Here is a 24,158-nt window from a genome sequence, read left to right as displayed (position 1 = left end):
GTGCTGGCGTGAGCACAGCCAGGCATGGCGTTCACAACAGCTGACAGAAACCGGTCGCGGCCGCCAGGTTTAGCCGCGCTGCTCCTCGAAGGGCAGCACGTCCGGCGAGAGGACGGCCGCGCGGGCGGTGGCGGCCGTCAGCCGACGCCGGTGGTGACGGCGGCAGAGCACCTCGTAGCCGACCTCGCCCTCGTTGACGGCGATGTCGCCGACCACCACCTGGGCCCCCTCGACCACCATCACCCCGCCGACCGTACGGGCGTTGTGGGTGGCCCGGGCGCCGCACCAGCAGAGCGCCTCGACCTGCAGCACCTCCACCCGGTCGGCCAGCTCGATCAGCCGCTGGGAGCCGGGGAAGAGCCGGGTGCGGAAGTCGGTGGTGATGCCGAAGGTGAAGACGTCGATGCCGAGTTCGTCCACCACCCGGGCCAGCTGGTCGACCTGCTCGGCGGCGTAGAAGTTGGCCTCGTCGCAGATCAGGTAGTCCACCTTGCCGCCGGCCGAGAGCAGCTGCACCACGTGCGCGTGGAAGTCGAACGCGTCGGAGACCTCGACCGCGTCGGCCCGCAGGCCCAGCCGGCTGGAGATGGTGGAGGCCCCGGCCCGGTCGTGCCGGGAGAAGATGATGCCCTGCCGGCCCCGCGCGGCGTGGTTGTGGTCCAGCTGGAGCGCGAGGGTGGACTTGCCGCAGTCCATCGTGCCGGAGAAGAACACCAGGTCAGCCATGGGTGGAGCAGGGGCCTTTCGGAAGATTCAGGAACGGACTTCGAGCAGCGGGACGAGCTGCTCGACGGGGGTCATCGACCCGTGCAGACCGACCATCGAGGACTCGCCGGGCTCCCGGCGGGAGGCGATCACCGCGATGTCGTCCCGGGCGGCGGCGACCACGTCGCCGATCCGGTGGTAGACCCGCTCCTCCACGACCGGCCCGAACCAGCCCGCGGCTATCGCCTGGTCCCGGGTGGCGACCCACATCCGGTCCCCCAGCACCTCGCTCCAGACCGTGAAGACGTCGGTCGCCGCCCCCGGCACCGCGTACACGTGCCGGGCCCGGCCCTCGCCGCCGAGCAGCGAGACGCCGGCGCTGAGCTCCCAGTCCTCGTCGAAGTCGATCCGGTCCTCGGGCGCGATGTCGATCATGCCGTGGTCGGCCGTGACGTACAGGGCGGAGCGCGGCGGCAGCTGCTCGGCGAGGCGCTTGGCGAGGCGGTCCACCGTGTTGAGCATCATCCGCCAGTCGTCGGAGTCGACGCCGAAGCGGTGGCCGGCGCCGTCCAGCTCGCTGACGTAGGTGTAGCAGAGCGCCCGGTCGTGCTCGGCCAGCCAGCGGGCCGCCTGGTCCATCCGCTCCTCGCCGGTGGTGCGGCCGAGGAAGGTGCCGCCGGAGAGGGCGACCTGGGTGAGCGGGGTCTGCGAGAAGAGCGGGGAGGAGACCTGGCAGGTGGCCACCCCGGCCTCGTGGGCACGCTGGAAGACGGTCGGGTGCGGCTGCCAGCCCCGAGGGTCGACCTGGGGGTGCCAGCGCAGCTGGTTCATCAGGTAGCCGGCGCCCGGCACCGCCAGGGTGTACCCGGCCAGGCCGTGCTCGCCCGGGGCGAGCCCGGTGCCGACCGAGGCCAGCGAGGTCGCGGTGGTGGAGGGGAAGCCGGCGGTGATCGCCCGGCCGCCCGCCACCAGGGAGTTGAGGAAGGGCGCGTACTCGGGGTGACGCTTGATCAGCTCCCAGCCCATACCGTCGACCAGGAACACGCAGACCCGGTCGGCGGGCTCCAGCGGCAGATGGGCGGTGTACCCGGGCACGCCGAGCCCGGCCGCCACGGCGGGCAGCAGGTCGGCGAGCGCCCCGGCACCGTACGCCGGGGCGGGCGCGTCGGCGGGGTCGAGGATCTCGAAGGCGTCATGGCCGAGATGCGTCATGAGTCGGTTCAGCCCCGGTTGGCGATGGTCGCCTCGGACAGCGCGCGGGCGAAGACCAGCGCCTGCGCGACCGTCTCCGGGCCGTCCCCGGCCTCGCTGACCCGCAGCGAGAGGTCGTCGGCGGTGGCCGAACCGGTGTAGCCGTGGTCGGCCTCGCAGTTCGGGTCCGAGCAGCCCGCCGGCTCCAGGTCCAGGCGCTGGACGGCGCCCCAGCCGATGGTGAGGACCACCTCGCGGGGCAGCGTGCCCGGGGTGTAGGTCTCGGGGTTGGCGACCATCCGGCTGAGCACCACCGAACCGATCCGGTCCAGCCGGACCACCTCGGTGGAGGTGGTGGCGTACGGCACCGGGCTGGTCGCGTCGGCGGCCTGCTCGTCGGTGTGGCTGACCACGAAGCGGGACGGGGTGAGCACCAGCACGGTCACGTGCCGGCGGACCTCGTTCGCGTCGAAGGTGGTCTCCTGGTGGACCAGGTAGGAGGTGATCGGCTCGGGGCCCACCGCGGCTTCGACGGCCTCGGACACCAGTGCCGGGTAGTAGCCGCTGCGCTCGATCGCCGAGCGCAGGTCCTGGGTGGTGGTGGTACCGGTCTTCGCCATAGCTCCATCCTGGCATGCCGCACCGGGGTGGTGGGGTGGGTGGCCTCACCGCCGGGCGGATCGAGCGCCCCTTGGCAGGCGCAACCAAGGAAGGTTACAGGGTGCTCATCGCGCGCGGGCCCAGATCGCTGCGCACCGGGAGCGGGGCGATCCGCACCTTCGCCCCCAGCACGGCCAGCCCGCGGGGTGCCACCACCACCGGTGCGAGATCGACGGCGGCGACCTCGGGGAGGTCGTCGACCAGCCGCGAGACCCTCAGCAGCAGTTCCTCCAGCGCGGCGGTGTCCACCGGCGCCGCGCCGCGCCAGCCGAACAGCAGCGGGGCGGCCCGCACCTCGCGGATCAACGCCGCGACGTCCTGGTCGGTGGCCGGGATCAGCCGGTGCGCGACGTCGTCCAGCAGTTCGGCCGGGGCGCCCGCCAGTCCGAAGGAGAGGATCGCGCCGACGGCCGGGTCGACCGTGGCGCCGATCACGGTGTCCACCCCGCGCGGGGCGAGCGGCTGGACCACCAGCTGGGCCCGCTCGGCCCCGCCGAGCAGCTGGTCCAGCTCGCGGTGGGCCCGGCGCAGCCCGGCCTCGGTGGTCAGGTCCAGCCGGACGCTGCCGAGGTCGGGCCGGTTGCGGAACCGCTCGGCGGTGGCCTTGAGGGCGACGGGGTAGCCGAGCGCGGCGGCGGCCCGCAGGGCGGTCTGCTCGTCGGGCGCGGGCAGCGTGGGCAGCAGCTCGATGCCGTACGCGGCGAGCAGCTCGGCGGTCTGCTCGTCGGGGAGGGTGATCCGGGCGCCGCCGGGCTGCAGCCGGGCTGCGGCCGCCGTGCTCGTACTGAGGGCCTGCTCGACCAGGGTGCGGGCCTTCAGCTCCTGGACGCCCTCCAGCTCGGGCACCCGGGCGGTCTCCTCGGCCACGGCGGTGCGGCGGCGCCAGTCCGCGTACCGGACGGCGTGGGTGAGGGCGTGCACGGCGCGCTCGGGCGCGGGGTAGGCGGGCACCCGCCCGGCGCGCAGGCGCTCGGGCAGTTCGGTGAGCGCGAGGTGGGCGAGCAGCAGCGGCTTGCCGACCTTCCGGGCCCGGGCGGCGGCCTCGAGCAGCGCCTCGGCGAACTCGGGCTCGTCGGCCCCGAGCGTCGGGTCGCTCGGGGCGCCCTGGGCGGCGATCGGGGGGATGGCCACCGCGATCACGGCGTCCACGGCCGGGTCGGTGAGCGCGGTGTCCAGCGCGATGCGGAAGTTCTCGCCGGTCGCGGCGGTGGTCAGGTCAACGGGGGTGCGGGGGCGCAGCCCGGCGCTCAGGCAGGCGTCGTAGGTGAGCAGGCCGAGCGAGTCGGAGTTGCCCACCACGGCGACCCGGTCCCCGCCGGGCAGCGGCTGCCCGGCGAGCAGCTCGCCGGTGTCGAACAGCTCGGTGATGGTCTCGACCCGGACCACCCCGGCCTGCTGGAAGAGCGCGTCCACGGTGGCGTCGCGCAGGCCGCCGAGCGCGGGCTGGACGGCGTGGCCGGGCGGCAGGCTGCCGGTGTGCCTGGCCCCCTTGACCACCACGATCGGCTTGGCGGCGGCCAGGCGCCGGGCGATCCGGGTGAACTTGCGGGGGTTGCCGAAGGACTCCAGGTAGAGCAGCACCACCTCGGTGGCCTCGTCCTCCGCCCAGTACTGCAGCCAGTCGTTGCCGGAGACGTCGGCCCGGTTGCCGACCGAGGCGAAGGAGGAGACGCCGAGGCCCCGGCGGTGGGCGGCCTCGAGCAGGGCGACGCCGATCGCGCCCGACTGGCAGAACAGGCCGAACGGCCCGCGCTCGGGCAGCACCGGCGCGAGCGAGGCGTTCAGCCGGTGCTCGGGGTCGGTGTTGATCAGCCCGAAGGCGTTCGGGCCGACCACCCGCATCCCGGCGGCCCGGGCCTGGCGGACCAGCGCGCGCTGGCGGTCCCGCCCGTCGGGGCCGGTCTCGGCGTACCCGGCGGTGACCACCACCAGGCCCTGCACCCCGTGCGCCCCGCAGTCGGCCACGGCGGCCGGCACGGCACCGGCCGGGACGGCGATCACGGCGAGGTCCACCGGGCCGGGGATCTCGAGCAGACTGCGGTAGGTCGCGTGGCCGTCCAGCTCGGTGCCGGGCTCGGCGTTGCGGTTCACCGCGTACACCGGGCCCTGGAAGCCGGCCAGGTCGCGCAGCAGGGCCCGGCCGACGGACTGCGGGTGGCGCGAGACGCCGAGCACGGCGACCGAACGGGGTGTCAGCAGCCGCTGCACGGAGCGGGCCTCGGCGCGGTGCTCGCGGGCGCGCATGACGGCGAGCGAGGCGGCGGTGGGCTCGAGGTCGAACTCCAGGTGCACCACGCCGTCGGCGAAGCTGCGGCGCTGGGTGTACCCGGCGTCGGTGAAGACCTTCACCATCTTGCGGTTCTCGGGCAGCACCTCGGCGGTGAAGCGGCGGATGCCGCGCTCCTGGGCGACGGCGGCGATGTGCTCGAGCAGCGCGGAGGCCACTCCCCGGCCCTGGTGGGCGTCCTGCACCAGGAAGGCCACCTCGGCGTCGGTGCCGGTCTCCGAGGGGCGGCCCTCGTGGTCGGTCCGGTCGTACCGGACGGTCGCGATGAACCTGTCCCGGACGACCACGGCCAGGCCGACCCGGTTGACGTAGTCGTGGTGGGTGAACCGGCGGACGTCCTTGTCGGAGAGCCGGGGGTAGGGCGCGAAGAAACGGAAGTACTTGGACTGGTCCGAGACCTGCTCGTAGAACTCGACCAGCCGCTCGGCGTCGCCCTCGGTGATCGGGCGGATCCTGGCCGTGCCGCCGTCGCGCAGCAGGATGTCGGCCTCCCAGTGCTGGGGGTAGCCGTGCTGGTCAGGGCGGGGATCCTCCACGCTGGCCAGGTTATCCGGCCGCGGGGGTGTTGCGCGGGGGCAGGCGGTGCCTTTCTCTGGTGGGGCGCGGTGGTGTCGTGCCACGCGGGGACGCGTCCGGCGGTTCCACGTGCAACACTGGTCTAGACAACACAGCTCCACCAGCACCACCTGAAAGGCACGTCACATGGCTGAGCGCCGCGTCACCATCGGTTGGCCCGAGGGCCTGCACGCCCGTCCCGCCTCCGTCTTCGTCCGGGCCGCGACGGCCGTCGGCGTGCCCGTCACCATCGCCAAGGAGGGCGGCACCCCGGTCAACGCCGCCTCCATGCTGGGCCTGCTCGGCCTCGGCGCCCAGGGCGGCGACGCGGTCGTCCTCGCCTCCGACGCCGACAACGCCGACGAGGCCCTCGACCGCCTGGCCAAGCTCGTCCAGGAAGGCCTCGACGAACTCCCGGCCGCCGCCTAGCAACCCAAGCTGCACCTGCCCCGCCCAAGGGGCGCGGGCAACTGCGCGATGCGGTAGGCGACAGGCCGATGTCTTCCGCACTCGCGCAGTTCCCCGCGCCCCTTTTGCGTGGTGCAACTGGCTCAGAAGATGGACCACCCCGTCGCGGTCGTCAGGGCGTCCAGCGCCGCGACCCCGAGCACCGAGTTGCCCGCCGGGTCGAGCCCCGGGCTCCAGACGCAGAGGGCTCCCCGCCCAGGGATGACGGTGAGGATCCCGCCGCCGACCCCGCTCTTGCCGGGGAGCCCGACCCGGTACGCGAAGTCGCCGGCCGCATCGTACGTACCGCAGGTGAGCAGTACCGCGTTGACCCGCTTGGCCTCACTGCGCGTCAGCAGCCGCGAGCCGTCCGCCCGCAGCCCGTGCCGCGCCAGGAACCGCCCGACCAGTGCGAGGTCCGCGCAGGAGGCGGAGATCGCGCAGTGCGCGTAGTAGTGGGCGAGCACGCTGTCGACCGGATTGCGCAGGTTGCCGTAGCTGGCGATGAAGTGGGCCAGGGCGGCGTTGCGGTGGCCGTGCCGCGCCTCGGAGGCGGCGACGGCGTCGTCGGTGGTGATGCTCCCGTTGCCGCTCTCGGCGCGGAGGAACTCCCGGATGGTGCCCGCCGCGTCGCCGGTCAGCTCGAGGAGCCGGTCGGTGGCGACCAGGGCGCCGGCGTTGATGAACGGGTTGCGCGGGATGCCCTGCTCGGACTCCAGCTGCACCAGCGAGTTGAACGGGTTGCCCGAGGGCTCCCGGCCGACCCGCTGCCACAGGCTCTCACCGCCCTCGGCCAGCGCGAGCGCGAGGGTGAACAGCTTGGAGACGCTCTGGATCGAGAACGGCCGCTGCCACTCCCCCACCCCGTACAGCTCGCCGTCCACGGTGGCCAGGGCCATCCCGAAGGCGCCCGGGTCGGCACTGGCCAGCGCGGGGATGTAATCGGCGGGCCGGCCCCGGGCCGGGAGTGCCAGGGCGGCGGCCATCGCCTCGTCCAACAGCTGCTGGTAGTCCACGTCCATGCGGCCATTCTCACCGGTCGGCCCGCCGACAGGTTCCACAGAGTGAAATGCACCTGACCCGCCCGCTCAGGACCCTTACGCTGCACGGATGACGACCGCCCTCGCACCAGCCGCGCATCCGCTGCGCGCCGCCGTCCGGGACACCCTGGGCGTCGGCATGGGCCTCTTCCCGCTCGGCCTCGCCTTCGGCGTACTGATCACCCAGAGCGGCTTCGCCTGGTGGTGGACCCCGCTCTTCTCGCTGCTGATCTACGCCGGCTCGCTGGAGTTCCTGGCGATCGGCCTCTTCCTCGCCCTCACCCCGCTCGCCTCCGTCGCGGTGACCACCTTCCTGGTCAACTTCCGGCACGTCTTCTACGGGCTCTCCTTCCCGCTGCACCGCGTCCGGGGCCGCCTGGGCAAGGCGTACAGCGTCTACGCGCTGACCGACGAGGCCTACGCGATCGTGGCCACCAAGCCGGCCGAGGAGCTCACCAGCGCGCGGATCCTGGCGGTCCAGGCGCTCTGCCAGGCGTACTGGGTGCTCGGCGGGCTGTCCGGCGCCCTGGTCGGGGCGGCCCTGCCGCCCGGGCTGCACGGGCTGGACTTCGCGCTCACCGCGCTCTTCGTCGTCCTGGCCATCGACGGCTACCGCTCGGCGCGGGACGTGCCCGGGCCGGTGCTCGCCCTGCTCTGCGCGCTCACCGCACTGCTGGTGGCCAAGGGCCAGCTGCTCGTGGTCGCCCTCGGGCTGTACGTCCTCGCCCTGACCGTCCGCCACCTGCTCCGGGAGCGAGGCCGCCGTGCCCTCTGACCGCTACCTGCTCACCGGGCTCGGCGTGATGTTCGCCGTCACCTTCTGCCTGCGCGCCGCCCCCTTCGCCGTCCTCGGCCGCCTGCGCTCCTCCCGGCTGGTCGCCTTCCTCGGCACCACCATGCCGACCGGAGTCATGGTCATCCTGACCGTCTACACCCTCCGCGACCTCGACCTGACGGCCCACCCCTACGGCCTCCCCGCCGCCCTCGGTGTGGCCGCCACCACCGCCCTGCACCTGTGGCGGCGCAACTCGCTGCTCAGCATCGTCGCGGGCACGGCCGTCTACATGCTCGCCGGCCAACTGCTGACGCCCTGACGGAACCGGTACCGGCACCCCGGGCGTGATCACTGGCGGTTCGGACCGCAGATCACGGGGGTGGACGTGCGGCGCATCGTCGAGAACACAGCCAGAGCACTGCTCTTGTCAGTCACCCTGCTGGGGGCACTGGTCGTAGGGGTGGCCGGCAGCTTGCGGGTGGTGCTCAGCCTGGACGGGCAACCACCCGCCGACATCGCGGGGCTGGGCCTGTACCTGGACGTTTCCGTGCTCTGGGCCGCAGGCTCCGTCCTCGCCGTGGCCGCCCGACACGCTTCGGCACGACGGATGGCCGGCTGGGTCGTGGCCATGCTGCTGGCCCTCCTCTGGCCGGTCCAGGCGGCGCTGTTCGCGGGCCTGGCCGCCCGGCGCGCGATCGGGTGGCGGCGGGTGAGCACGGCGGTGGCCGGTGCCCTGCTGCTGGTCGGGGGCCTCGGCTGGGGCGTCACGGCGTACGCGGCCGAACAGCCCTGGACCGGCCGGTCCGACACCGAGCTGCTCGGCACCTGGCAGGCCGGTCAGGGCCGCACCCTCGACCTGCACGCCGACCACACCTTCACCGCCCACGGACTCACCGGCTACACCCCCGACACCAACACCGTGGGTTGGTGGCCGTTCTGGCACCCGGACACCACCGGCACCTGGGAACTGACCGCCGGACAGCTCGTGGCCGTCCCGCATCAGTCAGGTCTCCGCTACGGCACCGACGCCGATGCGGCCCTGTCGCTCTCCCCACGCGGTTGGTTCTCCCCCGCCTCACTCTGCCTGTCCCCCGCCGACCCGCTGCAGTACTGCGTCGCTGCCCTGCACCGGCCATAGCCGCCCGGAACCGGAACGGGCGCTCCGAACGTGATCAGTGGCGGTTCGAACAGCGGAGGAAACGTGCGGTACGTCGTCGGCTTGGCAAAGGCGCTGCTCTGGCTGGTCGCCCTGCTCGGGGTGCTGGCCGTCGGGGCCTGGCAACTGCTCAAGCTGCTCTTCGACGCGAACGGGCCGGACCTGACCGACACCGCAGGGCTGGGGCTCTACTGGGACGTGGCCAAGCTCTGGGCGGTGGGCTGCGGGTTCGCCGTGCTGGTCCGGCCCCGCTCGCTGCAGTGGATGGCGGGGTGGGTGCTGGCCATGCTGACGGCTTTTCTCTGGCCGGTCCAGGCTGCACTGTTCGCCGGTCTTGCTGCCTGGCGTTCGGTGGGGTGGCGGCGGGTGAGTACGGCGGTGGCCGGTGCACTGCTGCTGGCCGGCGGCCTCGGCTGGGGCGTGACGGGGTACGCCGCCGAACAGCCCTGGACCGGCCGGTCGGACGCGGCGTTGATCGGCCACTGGCGCAGCAACCACGGCGGCACCCTGGAGCTGCGCGCGGACCACACCTTCACCGCATCGGTCCAGGACCCCGACCACGACTGGGCGAGCTGGCCAGGACCCACCAGCGGCCACTGGGCGCTCGGCGGCCGGAGCTCGCTGGACCTGATCCCCGACACCGGCTACGCCACCGAGCTGGACCTCTACGGCAGCGCGAGCCCTGCGACACTCTGCAAGTACATGGAGGCCGTGAGCCCCTGCTACTCCGCCCTGCACCGCAGCTAGCCGGGGCGGGCCGAAGACGGCCCACCCGGCTACTGACGATGCGTCAACCCTTGACGCAGACGACCTGCTTCAGCTGGGCCACGACCTCCACGAGGTCCTTCTGCTGGGCCATGACCTTCTCGATCGGCTTGTAGGCGCCGGGGATCTCGTCCACCACGCCGCTGTCCTTGCGGCACTCCACACCCTTGGTCTGCTCCTCCAGATCGTGGGCGGTGAAGCGCTTCTTGGCAGCGGTACGGCTCATCTTCCGGCCGGCGCCGTGCGAGGCCGAGTTGAACGAGTCGCTGTTGCCCAGGCCGCGGACGATGTACGAACCGGTACCCATCGAGCCCGGGATGATCCCGTACTCGCCGGAGCCGGCCCGGATCGCGCCCTTGCGGGTCACGAGCAGGTCGACGCCGTCGTACCGCTCCTCGGCCACGTAGTTGTGGTGTCAGCAACAGTGGGTATGTCAGATGAGGAGCAGTCAGCCGCCCGCCCTGCGGGCAGGGGAGGTACCCGCCTTGACCATGCCAGATGAACCACCAGTCAAGAAGCTCACCGCTGCCCAGGTCGAGCTGTTGGTCGAGAAGCTTCGCGGAGTCCCCGCCGACGCGCCCAGCCTGGACGAGGCAAAGGCCCTTCGGCTCGCCGGCTGGAAGCTCGTAGTTGCGTACTGCCGGATCTCCGACGATGCCCACAAGCGTGACGCCCACGGTGTTGAGGACCAGACACGGCACTGCGGGCGCATCGCTGCTGTCGGTCGGATGGTGGTGATCTGCCACTACATCGACAATGACAAGTCGGCTTCGAAGGCCACCGTCGTCCGCGACGACTTCGACAAGATGATCGATGCCCTGGAACGCGGCGTCACCGAGCACGGCTATCCGGTCGACGGCGTTGTCTGCGTCGCGGACGACCGCCTCTACCGTGGCGCCTACGCCTACGAGCGCTTCATCGACTCGTTCACCACTCACCCGGGTCGGGTCTACGCCGACGACACCGGGCGCCACGACCTCTACGGGGACGGAGCCGAGTACCGGGGCCTGCTGGGCGTCGCCGCAGCCCGCTCGGAGACAAAGAAGAAGAAGCGGCGCGCCCGTCTCAACCACCTTGCTCGTGCCGAGCGGGGGGAGCCGGTGTCCGGCCGTCGGCCGTTCGGCTGGGGGGACGACAAGAAGACTCTGCGCGCAGCAGAGGCCAAGGTGATCGCCGAGGGCGTCAGGGGCCTGCTCGCGGGAAAGAGCATCACCACGGTGACCCACGGCTTCATCGCCTCAGGCATCACCTCGACGATGGGCAACAGCTGGCAGCTCCAGACGGTCAAGCAGATCCTCCGGAACCCCCGTATCTGCGGATACCGAAAGCTCAACGGGGAACTGGTGACCGACTCCGACGGCAACCCGGTCGTCGGGCAGTGGGAGGCCATCGTCTCCCCCAAGGAGTGGTACGCCGTCACGGCGTTGCTGGACAAGCGGCGCACCGCCGGGGGCTGGGACGGTTCCGGCGACGGCAAGCGCACTCCCCGGAAGTACCTGTCCACCGGACTGCTCCGCTGCGGCCGGGAGCTGGCTCCGGGCCGCCGTTGCCACACCAAGCTCAACGGCGCTCCGGCCCGCAAGACCCACGCATACCGCTGCCGATCCGTACTGGACGGAGGCTGCGACAGGTTGAGCCGCCAGGGACCAGCGATCGACAAGCTGCTGACTGAGCTCGTGCTGGCCAAGCTGGAACAGCGCAATGCAGAGCGTCAGCCCGTCGAGGAGGTGTGGGCAGACGAGGTGGTGATGGAGGCTGCCCAGCGTAGGAAGACAGCACTTGAGGCCCGCTGGCACGCCGAAGAGATCAGCGACTCGACGTTCTTCTCCCTCCTGAAGAAGGAGGAGGCGGAGATCAAGCGACTCACGAACGAGCGAAAGGCGTGGGCTGCCCGTCAGGAGACCAGGCGGCACCAGGTCACGGACATCCGGGCGCAGTGGGACAGCATGGACCTCCAGCAGAGGCGCACGGTGCTGTTCGACGCCCTCGAAGCCGTGATCGTCCTGCCGGGGGTGAAGGGCTCACACAAGTTCGATCCGGCCACGATCATCCCCGTATGGAAGGAGGAGGTCGCTAACTGAAGCGCACACCGAGTGTCCGCCCCATGCGGTCCCACTTCTCGGCGCTCCAGTCCGGCGACCTCTCCAGCCACTTGGCGATCCAGTCCCGCTCAGCCTCGGTCAGATCTGTCGGCGGCACCTCGGTCACAATCGGGGCGCCGCGCTCTTGTTCAGCTGGCAGGACATTCGCGTCCGCTGGCGGCCCGCTCTTTGCACCTGGCCTCGCGGACTGCCCCTGTGCACGGCTCCGCGACCAGGTACGCCGGTGCAGTGGTGCGACCTTCGACTCAGTCACCCTCGTCAGCTCTCACCAGCAGCTGGGGACTCCCCAGACGCCCGTGCGATCTCGCGGTTCTCCCCGATGTCTTGAGCGATGCCTGCTGCGATGAGTGCTTGGCCGGGGGTGTCGTGGCCGGAGCCGAGGTAGCGCCAGGTGGCTTCGGTGGTGGTGTCACTGTCCCAGTCGGTGAGCAGCTGGCGGCCTTCGGCGTGGTTTCGGGTGTGTTCGGTCCGGGCGGTGCGGAGTTGGCTGTAGGTGGTGGAGTAGGCGCGGGTCTTGGTGAGGCAGTGGCCCCGGTAGCCGAGCATGTGGGCCCAGGCGCGGAGCCGTAGGTGTTCCAGCTCCGGCAGGCCGGCGAGGCGCCAGGCGGTCTCCATCAGGGCCCGGATGTGCGGGGTGGCGTTCGCTTCGCGGATCTCGGCGAGGGAGTGGAGGCGGTGGTCGACGGCCCCGGCGGTCTCGACGCTCTTGGAGGTGTACTTCGCGACATATGCCGCCACGGCCTCGTCCGTGATCCTGCCGCCGTCTCCGTTGGTGAGGGGGTGGGCGTCGAGCTGGGTGCCGAAGCGCAGCCGCAGGTCCCCGTACGCGCCCGAGGCCGGAGCCGCGAGCGCCACGGCGGCAGCGGCCGAGCGGACCGTGTCGGCCAGGAGGTCGGTGGTGGCCCAGGACGGGGGCGGGGTGGTGGGGCCGTCGGGTCCGTCGAGGCGGATGACGGCGTGGAAGTGGATCGCGCCGCGTTTCTGGTACTCGGCGACCTTGGCGGCCGAGACCCGCAGCAGGGTGCGGACGGCGGTACGGCCGACTCCCGCGCGGGCGGCGAGGTGGTGGGAGAGGTTGTCGCGGAACGCCTTCCACAAGGCAGGAGCCATGGCGTTCCAGAGAACGTGGTACACGTAGTCGTAGCAGCCGAAGCAGAGCGGCTGACCGACCACGTCGTCCCTGTCATCGTGGGCCGTACCGCAGCCGAAGCAGGCGCCGTGCTCGCAGGTCCAGCGCCGGGCCGGGTGGCAGTCGCCGGCGCGGTGGACCCGGCCGAACGAGGGCGCGGTCAGAGTGGCGAACAGCCTCGGGTGGGCGCGGACGCTGTCCGGGACGCCTTTGCCGCCAGTCAGTCCGGCCCGCACCAGGTGGAACGTGTCGCCGGAGTACTCCCGGGAGCAGGGCGCGCAGCGGGTGGCGCGGCGGTTGCGGCAGCGGACGAGGAGGCGTCCGCCGGGCTCGTTCGCGGTCGAGTAGTGCCGCAGGATCTCGCCGGTTTCCCCGTCCAGGGTGGTGCTGTGTCCGGCGAGGTGGACGGGGTGGGCGCAGCCGCCGGTGGCGCGGATCTGGTCGAGCCAGCGGGTGAGGTCGGGGAGTTCGCCGAGGCGGACGAGGTCTTGGTCGAGGTCGGGGAGGGTGCGCAGCCGCGCCTCTCGGTCGAGGTGGGCGCGGCTCGCGTCGGGGTCGGTCCAGGGGTTGCCGGGCCGGGTGGTCATGTGGGGTGTCTCCAGGGCAGGGGCGCGCTGTGTCCTGGCCAGGTGAGGCGTGCTGGGGGTGGGCCGGGTGCAGCGGTGAGCCGGACGGGCGGGCGGCGGGCGGGGGTTGTCGCGGGTGTCATGGCGATCGCTCTCATTCGGGGTTCAGGGGGTGTGGGTGGTGAGGAGCCAGGTGACGGCGTAGATGACGGGGTCCGTCCAGTGGGCGCGGTCGAGGTAGACGCCGAGGAGGCCGACCGTGACGGCGTGCCAGGTGCGGATTTCGCCGCTGCGGACCAGGAGGACGGTGACGGTGGCCAGGAGGATGAGCAGGGTGGCGTTCACAGGTAGATGCCTTCCTGGGCTTCGCCGGCCGGGTCGGTGAGGCCGGGCCAGGGCGGGGTGAGGTGGGCGTGCTTACGGGCCACCCGAAGCGCCTGTTCGGGGGTGACGTGGACGGAGCGGGCTCGGGTCCACTGGCCGTCGGTGGTGGCGGTGACGGCGACGCCGGGCTCGGAGAGGGTGATCTGCTGGGCGGCGGCGAGGGCGTCCTTGTTGAGGTCGCCGAGGGCCATCTCTGCGGTGGCGGGGTCGTTGACGCGGTGGCAGATCCGGCCGGCGAGCTGGGCGCGCAGGGCGGTGACGCCGGGGCCGAGGTCGGAGCCGACCCGCTGTCCGGCGACCACCAGGTGCACGCCCAGGGCCGCGCCGAGCTGCGCCAGGCGCAGGAGGTTGACGGAGATCTCGGCGACCTCGGCCTTGTCGTCCCGCGTCGGGGTCAGGTACAGCTCGGCGACTTCGTCGACGATGACGACGATCGGTGTCTTGCGGAGCTTGGCGGGCAGGTCCCAGACCGAGCGGACCCCCGCCGTACGGCACAGCGCCATGCGCGCTTCGGTCTCGGCGACCAGGCCGGTGAGGAGAGCGGCGGCTTCGGTGCGGGTGGCGGCGAGGGCTGACAGCCGAGGCTCGAAGAGGGAGAGTTCGAGGCCGCCCTTGAGGTCGATGCCGAACAGGGCGACCCGTTGCGGCGCGAGCTGCCGAACGAGAGCAGCGATCAAGGTCGACTTGCCGGAGCGGGTGGCGCCAACAATCAGCCAGTGCGGCACCAGACGGAAGTCCAGCGCCCAGGTCCGGCCGTCCTCCAGCAGCCCGACCACGGCCCGCAGCAGCCTGCCGGGCAAGTGAGGGATGGTCGGGGCGGCCAGGGGATCCCAGGCCAGGGCCGTGACGGTGACGAAGCCCCGCGCACCGGGGCGCACCCGCACGGAGTGGACCCGCCAGGCGTGGGTGAGGGCGTCGGTGACGGCGGTGAACTGGTCGGGGACCTGTCCGGGGTGCAGCCGGATCGCCAGCTCCAGGCCGCCGCGCCGCAGCTTCAGGGTGCCGAGGCGGGGCGGGACGGGCTTGAGCGGGTCTCCGCTCACGGTCATCTCGCCGAGGATCGCGCGGGGCGGACGCCTCGGAATGGCGAGACCGGTGACGGTGGTCAGGCGCCGCCAGGTGAACAGGACGCGCAGCACCGTCTGCGGGTAGCCGAGCAGGCACCACCACACGTGCGGGGCGCTCCGGCGGAGGGTGGGCCCCGCGACGAGCAGGGACAGGACAGCCAGGACCAGGGCTAACCAGAGGAGCTGGGTGATCATCGGCTGGTCTCCCCGTTCTCGGTGGCCGTGTTGTGGGCTTCGGTCTCCAGGTCCCGGGCGAGCTGGGCGGCGGTGCCGGCCTTGGTCGCGATCTCGGCGAAGAGCGGGGCGCCGTCGGAGTCGGGGGCGAACGGGTCGACCTCCTCACCGAGGTCGGACAGGTCCCAGAGGACGCGGCGCAGCTGCACCCGGGTCTGGCCGCTCACGCGTCACCGCCCTTGCGCGCCGACGAGGAACCAGCCGGGGCGGCGGGCGGGGTGACGGGCGGGGCGGGGGTGATGGAGTCGGCGCGGAACGAGAGTCCGTGCCGCTCGCCCATGGCCCAGGAGAACGCGACCAGGCCGGTGACGTTGACCCGAACGCCTTCCACGACGCCGACGGGCTCACCGGCGACGCTGATCTCGACCACGGAGGCCCGGCGGGCTTCCTGCCGCACGGCGACGCCGACGGTGTAGATGGTGTTGCCGTCGCGGTCCTTCTTGACCTCTCCGGTCTCCCGGTTGGCCAGTCGTGCTTCCGGGGCGACGATGCAGGTCATCGTGCCGAGCCGGGTTCCGTCCACAGGGATGGACTGCATGAGGGTGCACTCTCCAGGCATATGAAAGGACGCTTGACGCCATTCGTCAAACGTACTGACCTTTGCTGGCCCTGATGATGCCCCTCCTTGACGCCCGAGCGCAACAGATTCATGCTTACGTTTAACGCATAGCGACTGACGACAGACTCACTCCGCACCGCCCCAGCTGGGCGAACACCACACACCACACCTCAAAAACCACACACGGCGGGCCTCCCCCGGCGCCCGCACCAAGGGGCCACCCATCCATGGCGATCATCCGCAACGAAGCACTTCACAAGCAGGTCGCGACAGCCATGCGGCAGTCCATCGCCTCCGGCGAATGGCCGCCCGGCACCCAACTGCCCACCGAGACCGCTCTCGCCGAGTTGTACGGCGTCTCCCGCCCCACCGTCCGCCTTGCCGTCGCCGCCCTGCGCAGCGAAGGCCAACTGGACGTGAAGCAGGGCCGGGGCACCTTCGTCCGCGCCACGGCGCTGGGTCCCGACACCACTGTCGAGCGAACGGTCACCCAGCGCGGGACCCGCTTCACCACCCCCACTGACGGGTGGTTCGACGGCGGCGAAGAACCCACGGTCTACCGAACACGCACCGACTCCATCACCGGCCCGCTGCTCGGCCTGGACGCCGAGGAGCTGCTGATCGGCGTGGACCGGCTCCTGACGGACCCGCAGACCGGCGCCCGCGCCCTGCACCGCATGTGGCTGCCGATGGAGCGCATCGAGAACACCCCGCTCGCCAAGACCCCGGCCGTTGCCCCGGCGAAGGCGTACGCGATCCTCGCCACCGCCGGCCACGAACCCGCCTGGCGCGAACTGGTGAGCGCCCGCGTCCCGCAGCCCGACGAGCGCGAAGCCCTCCGGCTCACCGAGTCCGCCGCGCTCCTGGTCACCCACCGCATCACGGCCAGCAGCACCGACGGCCGGCCGCTCATGCTCGAAGAGACCCGGCTCAGCGCGGACACGTTCGCCCTGAGCTACGGCGTCAACGCCCAGCAGGCCACCGGCCGCTCCCCCCGCACCACCACCGCATAGAGCCCCGCCGCGCGGCCGTGTGCCGGGCCCGGGGCTGTCGCGAATCTTCTCTACTTGCTCAAGGGGCGGCGCTGTCGCGCCGCCGGGCGGTCCCTGCCGCCCCGGCCGGGCATGCGGCCTGGCGGCCGTTCCGGGCCGGGCGGCAGACCGCCCACACACCAGCGCACCCAGGGCGAGAAGCCGACGACGCGTGGTCGAGGCTGCCGCGCGGTGGCTGGGGCGGGCGGCTCCGCGGTTTTACCCACCTCTCCGGACCGGGCCCCGCGCCGGGCAAGACCGGGGGGCCACTCGGCCACACTGCGGTCAGGCCCAAAAGCCCTGACCGAGTCGCAGCAGCTTACGGCCCCCCGATCATGCCCGGCCCCACACCGGACAGGACACCGACCAAAACCACTCCGCCGCCCGCATCCCTCAGGCAGGGGGCCTCACATGTGCCAAGGACGACGCTAGTTCGTCGCGCGGCCGCTAGAGTTCGCGATAGGTCGCAACGCGCAGCCTTGGAGGCCTCAACGAGAACTTTGAGGCGACTGGTACAGCGGTGCGAGGTAGGCACGCACGAGGATGGACTCTGTGGAACTCATTGAGTTGAATGTCACTAACTTCCGCTCCCTCCTTGATGTGACGGGCCTACCTATTCACCACCAAACAATCCTTACCGGCCGCAACGACTGCGGCAAGACGACTACGCTAGATGCAATCGCTTTCCTTCTGGGCGAGACAAGCCTCGCAGATTCCGACATTTCACATGATGCCAGCAAGCTTGAGGCTCTCGCATCAGACTCTGAGACGACACCGCAAATTCATGTCGAGGGAATTTTTCGCCTGACCGCCGAAGAATCATCGACACTAGGTCTCCCCTCGCAGGTTTCTATCCGCCGCCTGTACGCCAAAGGTGGCTCGGCCTGGCTCGAAGCAAAGATGCTTGTCCCCGAAGCGGAAGGCCTCCGGGGCATTGACGATCTCAGCCTGGAGTCTCTTCGAAAGCTGGGAGAATCTCTCGAAATTTCCCCGATTGGAAAGGCCAATGCGAAGGCGAGTTGGATCGAGCCACTGAAAGTGCACTGCGCGAGCGCCCCCAAGGTTGACGCCTGGGTGAAAGCCCCTGCCGGACTGCAGGATCTCCTGCCCCAGATGCTTTACTTTCGGGGCGACGTCAGCGAGTCTCCAGAGTCGGTGGTTCGCAGTATCCTGTCCGCCAGCCTTCGCGAGCATTCCAAGGCCGAGGAAACCCAAAAGAAGATTTCAGAACTGGAGGAAGATTTCTCCAACAGGCTTCTCCTGGATGCGGAGAGGCTCCGCCAGCTGGTAATCGAGCGCTGCGGATTCGACGATTTCAACCTTGCCCCCCAAGTCCAATTCAAGCCGACCGTGGGGTCAATTGCGATGACCGCATCAGTAGAGGGCCAGGGGGGAGTTTCCCTGTCGGCCGCCGGCGCCGGACGGGCTCGCCGCGTGGCCCTCGCGCTCTGGGAAGGCACGCAGGAACTGCTCTCAGAGACCCCCGACGACGGCATGGGCCGGAACTTGATCATCGCCTACGATGAGCCCGACACGCACCTTGATTACGAACATCAGCGGCGAATCATGAAGATGATCAGGGCATCCTCCTCGAATCCACGGTCAACAGTCATCGTGGCGACACACTCTCTGAATCTAATCGACGGTGTCGATATTCAAGATATTGTCCACCTGGACGCGAAAAGCGGTCGAGCAGAGGTGCAGCTCCTCGGGGCAGATGAACCCGACGAGGGTGTTCGGAGGTTCATGTCAAACATGGCAACTTCTCTCGGGTTCCGCAACAGCGTACTCCTGCACGAGAAGTGCTTTGTTGGAGTCGAAGGGGTATCCGAATATTCAGCCCTTCCAATCCTATTCAAACTCTCAAGGGGATATCCGATTCAATCCTCAGGGATCGCTCTTTGGTCCTGCGGGGGCAATGACGGATCGCTTCACTTTGCGCGCTTCCTAAAAGAACACAAGCGGACAGTTGCCTTCATTGTAGATTCCGACTCTCGCCGAGATAAAGAGAAGTTCTTCAATGAGACTCGGTTGAGCAGGTATGGATTCTCTCCCGACCACTGCATCTTTCTTGGAAATCCCCACGAACTTGAGGACGTATTCAGCAGTGAACAGTGGGCACGGGTGGCCAACGAGGTTTGGCCCCGACGCGATGAACGCCCTTGGACAGCAGAAGAGATTGAAAACCTGAGGCCGGAAGGGAAGTTCAGCAAGAGCCTGCACGGCCTTATTTATATGAACAGCGACTCGGCGCCGCGAGGCAAGGATGACATGGTCATGGAGCTGGCGCAGCGCCTCAGGGAACCTGCGGAAATCCCAGAAGCACTTGTTAGCGTGTTTGACAAAATCGAACTAATCGCTCAAGGGGCTGGCCAGGACATCTGGCTGGACTAATCTTCGGTAAGCCGACGAGGCTTTCGACGAGCCTTCATGCGACTGATTCTTTGGCTACGAGTGGGGGGCTCCCACTCGTGCATGCCCACCGATGCAACCCATTGCGATCCATGCACGTTTTGAGGTTCTCCGCACCATCTGCAACCGCTCGGTGCCGGTGGCTCGGCGTGCCGAATCCGCATCAGAGGGGTTCGCATGTCCATACCGCCTTCCCGTCGCTCGTTGGTCTGCTGCAAAGCCTGCCATGGGCCACTGACACCCGCCTGAGGTCACCGGTGGATCGAAGCGTCATGATCTTTCGACACCTCCACTGCCTACTCCCGCACAAGATCATGTGATTCTGGCTAGGTGGCAGGTCGGCTGGACGACTCGGACAATCGACGACCTTGTCGGCGATCTGGCGGGCAGTCAGCCTCGGTCTCCCTGATACCAGTTCTGTCCAGATGCGCCGTCGTTGACACCTTCGGCAGGTAGCCGGATCGTTCCATCGTGATCGTGTCAGCCCTTGGCCACTGGAAAGTGGGAGCGCCATGACTTCATCGTGAGCCTGCCTTGCAGGGGAAGATCATTGATCCCGTGATCAACCCGATCTGGCTCGATCAGCAGTGCGTGGGGCACTGAAGTGCAAGCCCACCCCGTTCGGAAAGGGAGCGACTCGGTCTGTCTCGTCCAGATCGGTCCTGTTACTGCTGCCGCGCGAGCGCCAGCAGTAACTCGAGTTGGCGCCAGCCGTCCGGGGTTCCGATCAGCCGCACGATCCCGCCGCCGGCCGCGTCGGTGTCGGGAACCGCCCGTAGCTGGCCTCGCTCCAACCCCGTCTTGGCGAGGAGGGCGTTCAGTTCCACCGCCTCAGCCTTTGCAGCTCGCCAGCCCGCCGCGTAGTCAATCCCCGGCAGCCACAGCCACTCTTCGGGGTCCAGATCTTCCACCGCGCTCGCGAGGGCATCGCGCTCCGCACCCAACGACTCATCAACTCCTGAGATCAACAACCGACTTGGCTGAATCCGTGTACGGACATGCCGAAGGCCCCGGTACCATCGGCACCGGGCGCCAGCCCGCCGGACCACCCCACGGCCCGCCAAGGATGCGGGGTGGTCCGGCAAGAACTCAGTTGTGATCTGCTCCGGGCTCAGTCGCCGGGAGGCTCCCAGTCCTCCCACTCGCACCCGAAGATCCGGCGGAACAGCTCCCGCTCAGCGAGTACCTGCACCTGAGCGCCAACGCCGCCCGCAGACTGCCCCTCCTGCGGAACCCTGGTGCGGACTGGCCAGCCAGACCGTCTCCGCTCCGCCACCAGCTCCACGGCCCACCGATGGGCCCTCTGACGGCGGGGGCTGACCAGCCGCACCGGCCGGGAGGACTGGCCTCGCAGGAACCACCAGCGCTCCAGGCCCTCCCGCCAGCGGCACCGGCCCGGAGTCACGGCGCTGTCCTCTCCGCCGGCCGCACCCACACCAGGTGCGACTGACCAGCCATGGTGAACGTCAGCTGGAGCTGACCGTCCCGGGACAGGAACCGGCCCACCCGCTCGACCGCGCCCTCCCCGAAGAACAGGGCGTACGCCTCGTACTGCTGCGAGCCGAGCGGCAACGCCCGCAGCGCGAGCCACAACGCCTCCACCGCCGCCGGGAGGTTCGAGAAGGTGGCCGCAGGCGCCACTCCCTCGATCCCCACCGTCACCGCCCCGACCCACTGGGCCTCCGCCACAGCAACCCCGCCACTCACCTTCACCACTCCTCTCCGAAGGCGCAGTCGCGCAGCCGCCCGGCTCCACCACCGCGCACGAGTCCTGGCCGCACACCTCGGCCCACCGTTGCCGCCCACCCTCAGCCCTCAAGATCGAAACGCATCACCAACGGCCCATCGGCCCGGGCGGACGAACTCCAGCGCCAGGCCGGCGTCACGAGGTGGCTCAGTACCGCCACCTGTTCACCACTCACCCGCTCCGGCGCCGGTATCTCCACCTGCACGCGGTAGTGCCCGCCGCCCAGTGCCACCACCTGCGGCCGAGCGCACGCGAGGGTGTCTTGCAACGCGGCGGCGAAGCGGAGCACCCGCCTCGTCGGGCGGCGCCACAGAACTTGCTGCGAGCGCCGCCGATGGGATCGTCGCCCGCTCATCCCGCGTCCCCGCCCCGGTCGCCCACGGCCCGTCCGAGCATCCCGACCACCAGCGCCCCTACCATCGGGGCCGCCCAGGAGGGCGAGGCTTGACGTCTGCCTTGAGCAGCACGGCCCGGACGGTGTTGATGCTGGTCTTGAAGCGCCGCGCGATGGCACGGATCGACATCCGCTCCGTGACGTAGAGGCGGACGATCGCCTGCTCCGGCCTCTCCTCCGGCGGCTTCCGGTCGGGCACGACGCCATGGCGGGCCAGCAGACTTGCGATCGACCCCTCGGGGATTCCGTACTTCCGGCTGATCGCGGCCCACGTCATGTCCGCCCGGTAGTCGGCAATGACCTGAGGCATCACGGCATCCCACTTGCCGCCGCTGGGCACCGACGTCACGCCTGCACCTCACCCTGGCGCCGGGGGTGCCGCCGGTGCACACCGACCACCTTGCCCCCGACCACGATCATCCGCGCCGCTCCCGTCCGAAGGCCTGCTCCGCAGTAGTGGCACCGCGACAGGTCCGCCTCAGACGTACGCTTCGCCCACTTCACGATTCACTCCCAACCGGCCCCACCAGGGCCCAGACGACCTTCCCGACACCACCGGCACGCTGGCAGCAGCCCCATGACGAGGACAGGGCCTCAACCAGGCGCAGCCCGCGCCCGGATTCCTGATCCTGGTCGACGGCGGATCGCACGACCGGCAGCTGCCTGCTTGCGTCATGCACCTCGATACGGAGTGCATCGCCCTCCAGCAGGAACCGGATCATGATCAGCCGCCCCGGGACGTTCGCATGCAGAACCGCGTTGGTGACCAGCTCCGAGAGCACGACCTCGCCGGCTGCAACCGCTTCATCGTCGCTGCCACTGCTGGCGAGGGCTTCCCGCAGCAGGCCGCGTGCTGCGCCCACGGACTGTTGCCGACACGACAGCCAGTAGGTGCGCGCATCCGACGCAGACTCGGCGCGGTCGACTGCCACCTTGGAATTGATCACCCTCACACCTCCCGCTACGGCCAGCGCGCGGAGCCGGGAGCTACGCGTGCTTGATGGCAAGTCAGAACGCTAGAAGGATGGGATGCGGAGACCCCGGAAAATTCTTCCGGGGTCGTAGAACCAGGCACCGCCAAGGTGGGGGCATGCGTGGGATGACTGAGAGCCTGAGTGTCGGCGAGCGTGTTGCCTGGTACCGCCGCCGGAGGGGCATGCCGCAAGAGGTACTCGCGGGCCTGGTCGGGCGGACCGCCGACTGGCTCAGCAAGGTGGAGAACGGCCGGATCGAGCTGGACCGGCTGTCCGTCATCAAGTCCCTGGCCGATGCGCTCGACGTGCAGCTCGGCGATCTGCTCGCCGAACCATCGCTCTTGGACTGGACGGCCGATGTCCAAGGCGGCACGGTGCCGAAGCTGCGCGAAGCGCTCATGGACTACCGACAGATGTCCCCGCTATTGGCGCCCGCCTCACAGGAGGAACCGCCTGACCTGGAGATCCTGCGGGCGGATGTCGGTTCAGCCTGGTCCGCCTACCAGGACGCGAGGTACGCACGTGCCACGCGCCTGATCCCCTCGATTCTCACCGAGGCCCAGCAGGCGGTGCGTGCCTACGACGGGGACGAACAACTCCAGGCCAAGGCCCTACTTGCGATGGCCTACCAGGGCGCTGCCATGGTGCTGACGAAGATCGGCGAGGCTGATCTTGCCTGGATGGCAGCCGATCGGGGGTTGGCAGCGGCCCAGGAGTCGGGCGATCTCGTGGTGATCGGCTCGCTCTTCCGGTCCGTCTCGCACTGCCTGCTGGCCAACGGTCGCCCCGCAGCCGCCCGGGATCTCATCACCGACTCGGCCGGCTACCTGGAAAGCGGGCTCGACAGCGCCTCGCCGACCTATCTCTCGATCTACGGCACGCTGTTCCTCGTCGGCTCAATGGCCGCCGCGCGGCTCGAAGATCGAGGCGCCGTCCGCGACTTCCTGGCCGAGGCCGACCGGGTGGCTCACCGCCTCGGGCACGACGCCAACCACATGTGGACGGCTTTCGGCCCGACCAACGTGGCCATGCATCGGGTCTCGACCGCCATGGAGCTGGGAGACGTCCAGGTTGCTGCCGATCTTGGACCGCGCGTTGACCCCTCGACGCTGCCGCTCGAACGGCGGGTGCGCCACACTCTCGAACTCGCCCGCGCCTACAGCGCGCAGAACCGCGCGGACGAAGCTCTCGCCCTCGTGCTGGACGCCGAGGAGCTCGCCCCCGAGCAGGTGCGGTACCACCTCATCTCGCGACGTCTGGTGACCGCTTGGGTCCGCCAGCAGCGCGGAAGGCCCAGCCACCTTCTCGCGGGTATCGCTCAGCGCCTTCACATCGTGGGGTGACCACCGGGGGCGGACTACAGTCATCCGCATGAGCGACTCCGAAGTCAGCGAGGCCGTCGCACAGCCGCGTACCGCCGCCGGCGTGCTGTTCTTTGACGAGGTCGACCGGGTGCTCCTGGTCAAGCCGACCTACAAGCCCGGCTGGGAGATCCCCGGTGGCTACCTGCACCCGGGCGAGACCCCGAGTCAGGGCGCAGCGCGCGAGGTCAAGGAGGAGCTCGGCATCACACCTCCGATCGGCGGTCTCCTTGCCGCAGACTGGGCGCCCCACCCCACCGAGGGTGACAAGCTGCTTTTCGTTTTCGACGGCGGGATACTCACTCCGGAGTGGCTCGCCGAGATCACCGTCGACGGCGTCGAGATCGGCGAGTACGCGTTCCACGAGCTCGACCAGGTGGACGCACTCCTCATCCCCCGGCTCGCCCGTCGGGTCCACGCCGCATTCGGCGCTCGCACGGCCTCAGCGACCGCGTACTTGGAGCACGGCGTACCGCATTCCTGACTTCGGCCACCGGCCCCACTCAACGCCTCCAGGCCTTCCTGAGAGTCTGGGAAGGACTGGAACCATTTGTGCACACCTGGGAGATCGGTACTTCCGCTGATCAATCACACACTAGATCAGCTAATCCGCACCT

The 24,158-nt window shown here is 69.9% G+C and carries 25 protein-coding genes and 1 pseudogene; 10 read left to right on the top strand and 16 right to left on the bottom strand.

The window, feature by feature from the left end; all coding sequences use genetic code 11:
- Nucleotides 1-69: 69 nt before the first annotated feature.
- From ABT095_RS17480 to ABT095_RS17465, 4 genes are all read right to left on the bottom strand, one after another.
- The gene (locus ABT095_RS17480; protein ID WP_350530290.1) at nt 70-726 is read right to left on the bottom strand and encodes a thymidine kinase; all 657 of its coding nucleotides are present in this window, start codon (nt 724-726) and stop codon (nt 70-72) included.
- 27 nt (nt 727-753) lie between these two features.
- On the bottom strand, nt 754-1,917 hold the full coding sequence (locus tag ABT095_RS17475; protein ID WP_350530289.1) for an alkaline phosphatase family protein: 1,164 nt from the start codon (nt 1,915-1,917) through the stop codon (nt 754-756).
- Nucleotides 1,918-1,925: 8 nt separating this feature from the next.
- A complete protein-coding gene (locus ABT095_RS17470) occupies nt 1,926-2,516 on the bottom strand; it encodes a DUF5998 family protein (RefSeq protein ID WP_350530288.1) in 591 nt (196 codons plus the stop codon).
- Between the two features lie 94 nt (nt 2,517-2,610).
- Nucleotides 2,611-5,379, bottom strand: a complete 2,769-nt coding sequence (locus tag ABT095_RS17465; protein ID WP_350530287.1) for a bifunctional acetate--CoA ligase family protein/GNAT family N-acetyltransferase — start codon at nt 5,377-5,379, stop codon at nt 2,611-2,613.
- 166 nt (nt 5,380-5,545) lie between these two features.
- Between ABT095_RS17465 and ABT095_RS17460 the strand changes: the two genes are divergently transcribed.
- Nucleotides 5,546-5,827: an HPr family phosphocarrier protein gene (locus ABT095_RS17460; RefSeq protein WP_350530286.1), complete on the top strand. Its 282-nt coding sequence runs from the start codon at nt 5,546-5,548 to the stop codon at nt 5,825-5,827.
- 122 nt (nt 5,828-5,949) lie between these two features.
- On the opposite strand, the gene ABT095_RS17455 is transcribed toward ABT095_RS17460, so the two are convergent.
- Nucleotides 5,950-6,867 carry a glutaminase gene (locus ABT095_RS17455; protein WP_350530285.1) on the bottom strand — a complete coding sequence of 306 codons (918 nt, stop codon included), beginning with the start codon at nt 6,865-6,867 and terminating at the stop codon, nt 5,950-5,952.
- Nucleotides 6,868-6,955: 88 nt separating this feature from the next.
- On the opposite strand from ABT095_RS17455, the gene ABT095_RS17450 reads away from it, so the two are divergent.
- The 4 genes from ABT095_RS17450 to ABT095_RS17435 all read left to right on the top strand — a co-directional run bounded on the left by ABT095_RS17450 (nt 6,956) and on the right by ABT095_RS17435 (nt 9,563).
- A complete protein-coding gene (locus ABT095_RS17450; protein ID WP_350530284.1) occupies nt 6,956-7,660 on the top strand; it encodes an AzlC family ABC transporter permease in 705 nt (234 codons plus the stop codon).
- The gene (locus ABT095_RS17445) at nt 7,650-7,979 is read left to right on the top strand and encodes a branched-chain amino acid transporter permease (protein ID WP_350530283.1); all 330 of its coding nucleotides are present in this window, start codon (nt 7,650-7,652) and stop codon (nt 7,977-7,979) included. The genes ABT095_RS17450 and ABT095_RS17445 overlap by 11 nt, the downstream gene beginning before the upstream one ends.
- A gap of 105 nt (nt 7,980-8,084) precedes the next feature.
- Nucleotides 8,085-8,798: a hypothetical protein gene (locus tag ABT095_RS17440; protein WP_350530282.1), complete on the top strand. Its 714-nt coding sequence runs from the start codon at nt 8,085-8,087 to the stop codon at nt 8,796-8,798.
- Between the two features lie 63 nt (nt 8,799-8,861).
- Nucleotides 8,862-9,563: a hypothetical protein gene (locus ABT095_RS17435; RefSeq protein ID WP_350530281.1), complete on the top strand. Its 702-nt coding sequence runs from the start codon at nt 8,862-8,864 to the stop codon at nt 9,561-9,563.
- A 43-nt stretch (nt 9,564-9,606) separates the two neighbouring features.
- On the opposite strand, the pseudogene ABT095_RS17430 reads toward ABT095_RS17435, so the two are convergent.
- Nucleotides 9,607-9,996: pseudogene (locus ABT095_RS17430) on the bottom strand (RtcB family protein); the annotation flags it as partial.
- A 76-nt stretch (nt 9,997-10,072) separates the two neighbouring features.
- On the opposite strand from ABT095_RS17430, the gene ABT095_RS17425 reads away from it, so the two are divergent.
- Nucleotides 10,073-11,662 carry a recombinase family protein gene (locus ABT095_RS17425; RefSeq protein WP_350530316.1) on the top strand — a complete coding sequence of 530 codons (1,590 nt, stop codon included), beginning with the start codon at nt 10,073-10,075 and terminating at the stop codon, nt 11,660-11,662.
- A 279-nt stretch (nt 11,663-11,941) separates the two neighbouring features.
- On the opposite strand, the gene ABT095_RS17420 is transcribed toward ABT095_RS17425, so the two are convergent.
- The 5 genes from ABT095_RS17420 to ABT095_RS17400 form a co-directional block, all read right to left on the bottom strand.
- Nucleotides 11,942-13,399: a replication initiator gene (locus tag ABT095_RS17420; protein ID WP_350530280.1), complete on the bottom strand. Its 1,458-nt coding sequence runs from the start codon at nt 13,397-13,399 to the stop codon at nt 11,942-11,944.
- Between the two features lie 144 nt (nt 13,400-13,543).
- Nucleotides 13,544-13,723 carry a hypothetical protein gene (locus ABT095_RS17415; protein ID WP_350530279.1) on the bottom strand — a complete coding sequence of 60 codons (180 nt, stop codon included), beginning with the start codon at nt 13,721-13,723 and terminating at the stop codon, nt 13,544-13,546.
- The gene (locus ABT095_RS17410; RefSeq protein WP_350530278.1) at nt 13,720-15,024 is read right to left on the bottom strand and encodes an FtsK/SpoIIIE domain-containing protein; all 1,305 of its coding nucleotides are present in this window, start codon (nt 15,022-15,024) and stop codon (nt 13,720-13,722) included. Before ABT095_RS17410 ends, ABT095_RS17415 begins: the two co-directional genes overlap by 4 nt.
- Nucleotides 15,021-15,230, bottom strand: a complete 210-nt coding sequence (locus ABT095_RS17405; RefSeq protein ID WP_350530277.1) for a hypothetical protein — start codon at nt 15,228-15,230, stop codon at nt 15,021-15,023. The genes ABT095_RS17410 and ABT095_RS17405 overlap by 4 nt, the downstream gene beginning before the upstream one ends.
- Nucleotides 15,227-15,601 (bottom strand): SCO3933 family regulatory protein, encoded by a 375-nt coding sequence (locus ABT095_RS17400; protein ID WP_350530276.1) that lies wholly within the window; start codon nt 15,599-15,601, stop codon nt 15,227-15,229. The genes ABT095_RS17405 and ABT095_RS17400 overlap by 4 nt, the downstream gene beginning before the upstream one ends.
- Nucleotides 15,602-15,849: 248 nt before the next feature.
- Here ABT095_RS17400 and ABT095_RS17395 point away from each other — a divergent pair, with 248 nt between their 5' ends.
- Complete coding sequence (locus ABT095_RS17395) at nt 15,850-16,635, top strand: GntR family transcriptional regulator (RefSeq protein ID WP_350530275.1); 786 nt, start codon at nt 15,850-15,852, stop codon at nt 16,633-16,635.
- A gap of 570 nt (nt 16,636-17,205) precedes the next feature.
- Nucleotides 17,206-19,047: an ATP-dependent nuclease gene (locus ABT095_RS17390; protein WP_350530274.1), complete on the top strand. Its 1,842-nt coding sequence runs from the start codon at nt 17,206-17,208 to the stop codon at nt 19,045-19,047.
- Nucleotides 19,048-19,730: 683 nt separating this feature from the next.
- Here the strand turns inward: ABT095_RS17390 and ABT095_RS17385 are convergent.
- The 5 genes from ABT095_RS17385 to ABT095_RS17365 all read right to left on the bottom strand — a co-directional run bounded on the left by ABT095_RS17385 (nt 19,731) and on the right by ABT095_RS17365 (nt 22,153).
- Nucleotides 19,731-20,009: a hypothetical protein gene (locus tag ABT095_RS17385; protein ID WP_350530273.1), complete on the bottom strand. Its 279-nt coding sequence runs from the start codon at nt 20,007-20,009 to the stop codon at nt 19,731-19,733.
- A 457-nt stretch (nt 20,010-20,466) separates the two neighbouring features.
- Nucleotides 20,467-20,772 (bottom strand): hypothetical protein, encoded by a 306-nt coding sequence (locus ABT095_RS17380; protein WP_350530272.1) that lies wholly within the window; start codon nt 20,770-20,772, stop codon nt 20,467-20,469.
- A 101-nt stretch (nt 20,773-20,873) separates the two neighbouring features.
- Nucleotides 20,874-21,101 carry a hypothetical protein gene (locus tag ABT095_RS17375; protein ID WP_350530271.1) on the bottom strand — a complete coding sequence of 76 codons (228 nt, stop codon included), beginning with the start codon at nt 21,099-21,101 and terminating at the stop codon, nt 20,874-20,876.
- Nucleotides 21,102-21,225: 124 nt separating this feature from the next.
- The gene (locus tag ABT095_RS17370) at nt 21,226-21,555 is read right to left on the bottom strand and encodes a hypothetical protein (protein ID WP_350530270.1); all 330 of its coding nucleotides are present in this window, start codon (nt 21,553-21,555) and stop codon (nt 21,226-21,228) included.
- Between the two features lie 151 nt (nt 21,556-21,706).
- Nucleotides 21,707-22,153, bottom strand: coding sequence for an ATP-binding protein (locus ABT095_RS17365; protein ID WP_350530269.1), 447 nt, complete (start codon nt 22,151-22,153; stop codon nt 21,707-21,709).
- Between the two features lie 152 nt (nt 22,154-22,305).
- Between ABT095_RS17365 and ABT095_RS17360 the strand changes: the two genes are divergently transcribed.
- Both ABT095_RS17360 and ABT095_RS17355 read left to right on the top strand, forming a co-directional pair.
- Complete coding sequence (locus tag ABT095_RS17360) at nt 22,306-23,523, top strand: helix-turn-helix domain-containing protein (protein WP_350530268.1); 1,218 nt, start codon at nt 22,306-22,308, stop codon at nt 23,521-23,523.
- A 28-nt stretch (nt 23,524-23,551) separates the two neighbouring features.
- Nucleotides 23,552-24,025, top strand: coding sequence for an NUDIX domain-containing protein (locus ABT095_RS17355; RefSeq protein WP_350530267.1), 474 nt, complete (start codon nt 23,552-23,554; stop codon nt 24,023-24,025).
- Nucleotides 24,026-24,158 lie beyond the last annotated feature (133 nt).

The sequence above is a fragment of the Kitasatospora sp. NPDC002227 genome (assembly GCF_040296285.1).
In the GTDB taxonomy this organism is placed as follows: domain Bacteria; phylum Actinomycetota; class Actinomycetes; order Streptomycetales; family Streptomycetaceae; genus Kitasatospora.
Note: the sequence above shows the minus strand (reverse complement) of the source record. Positions and strands in the feature narration are given on the sequence as shown.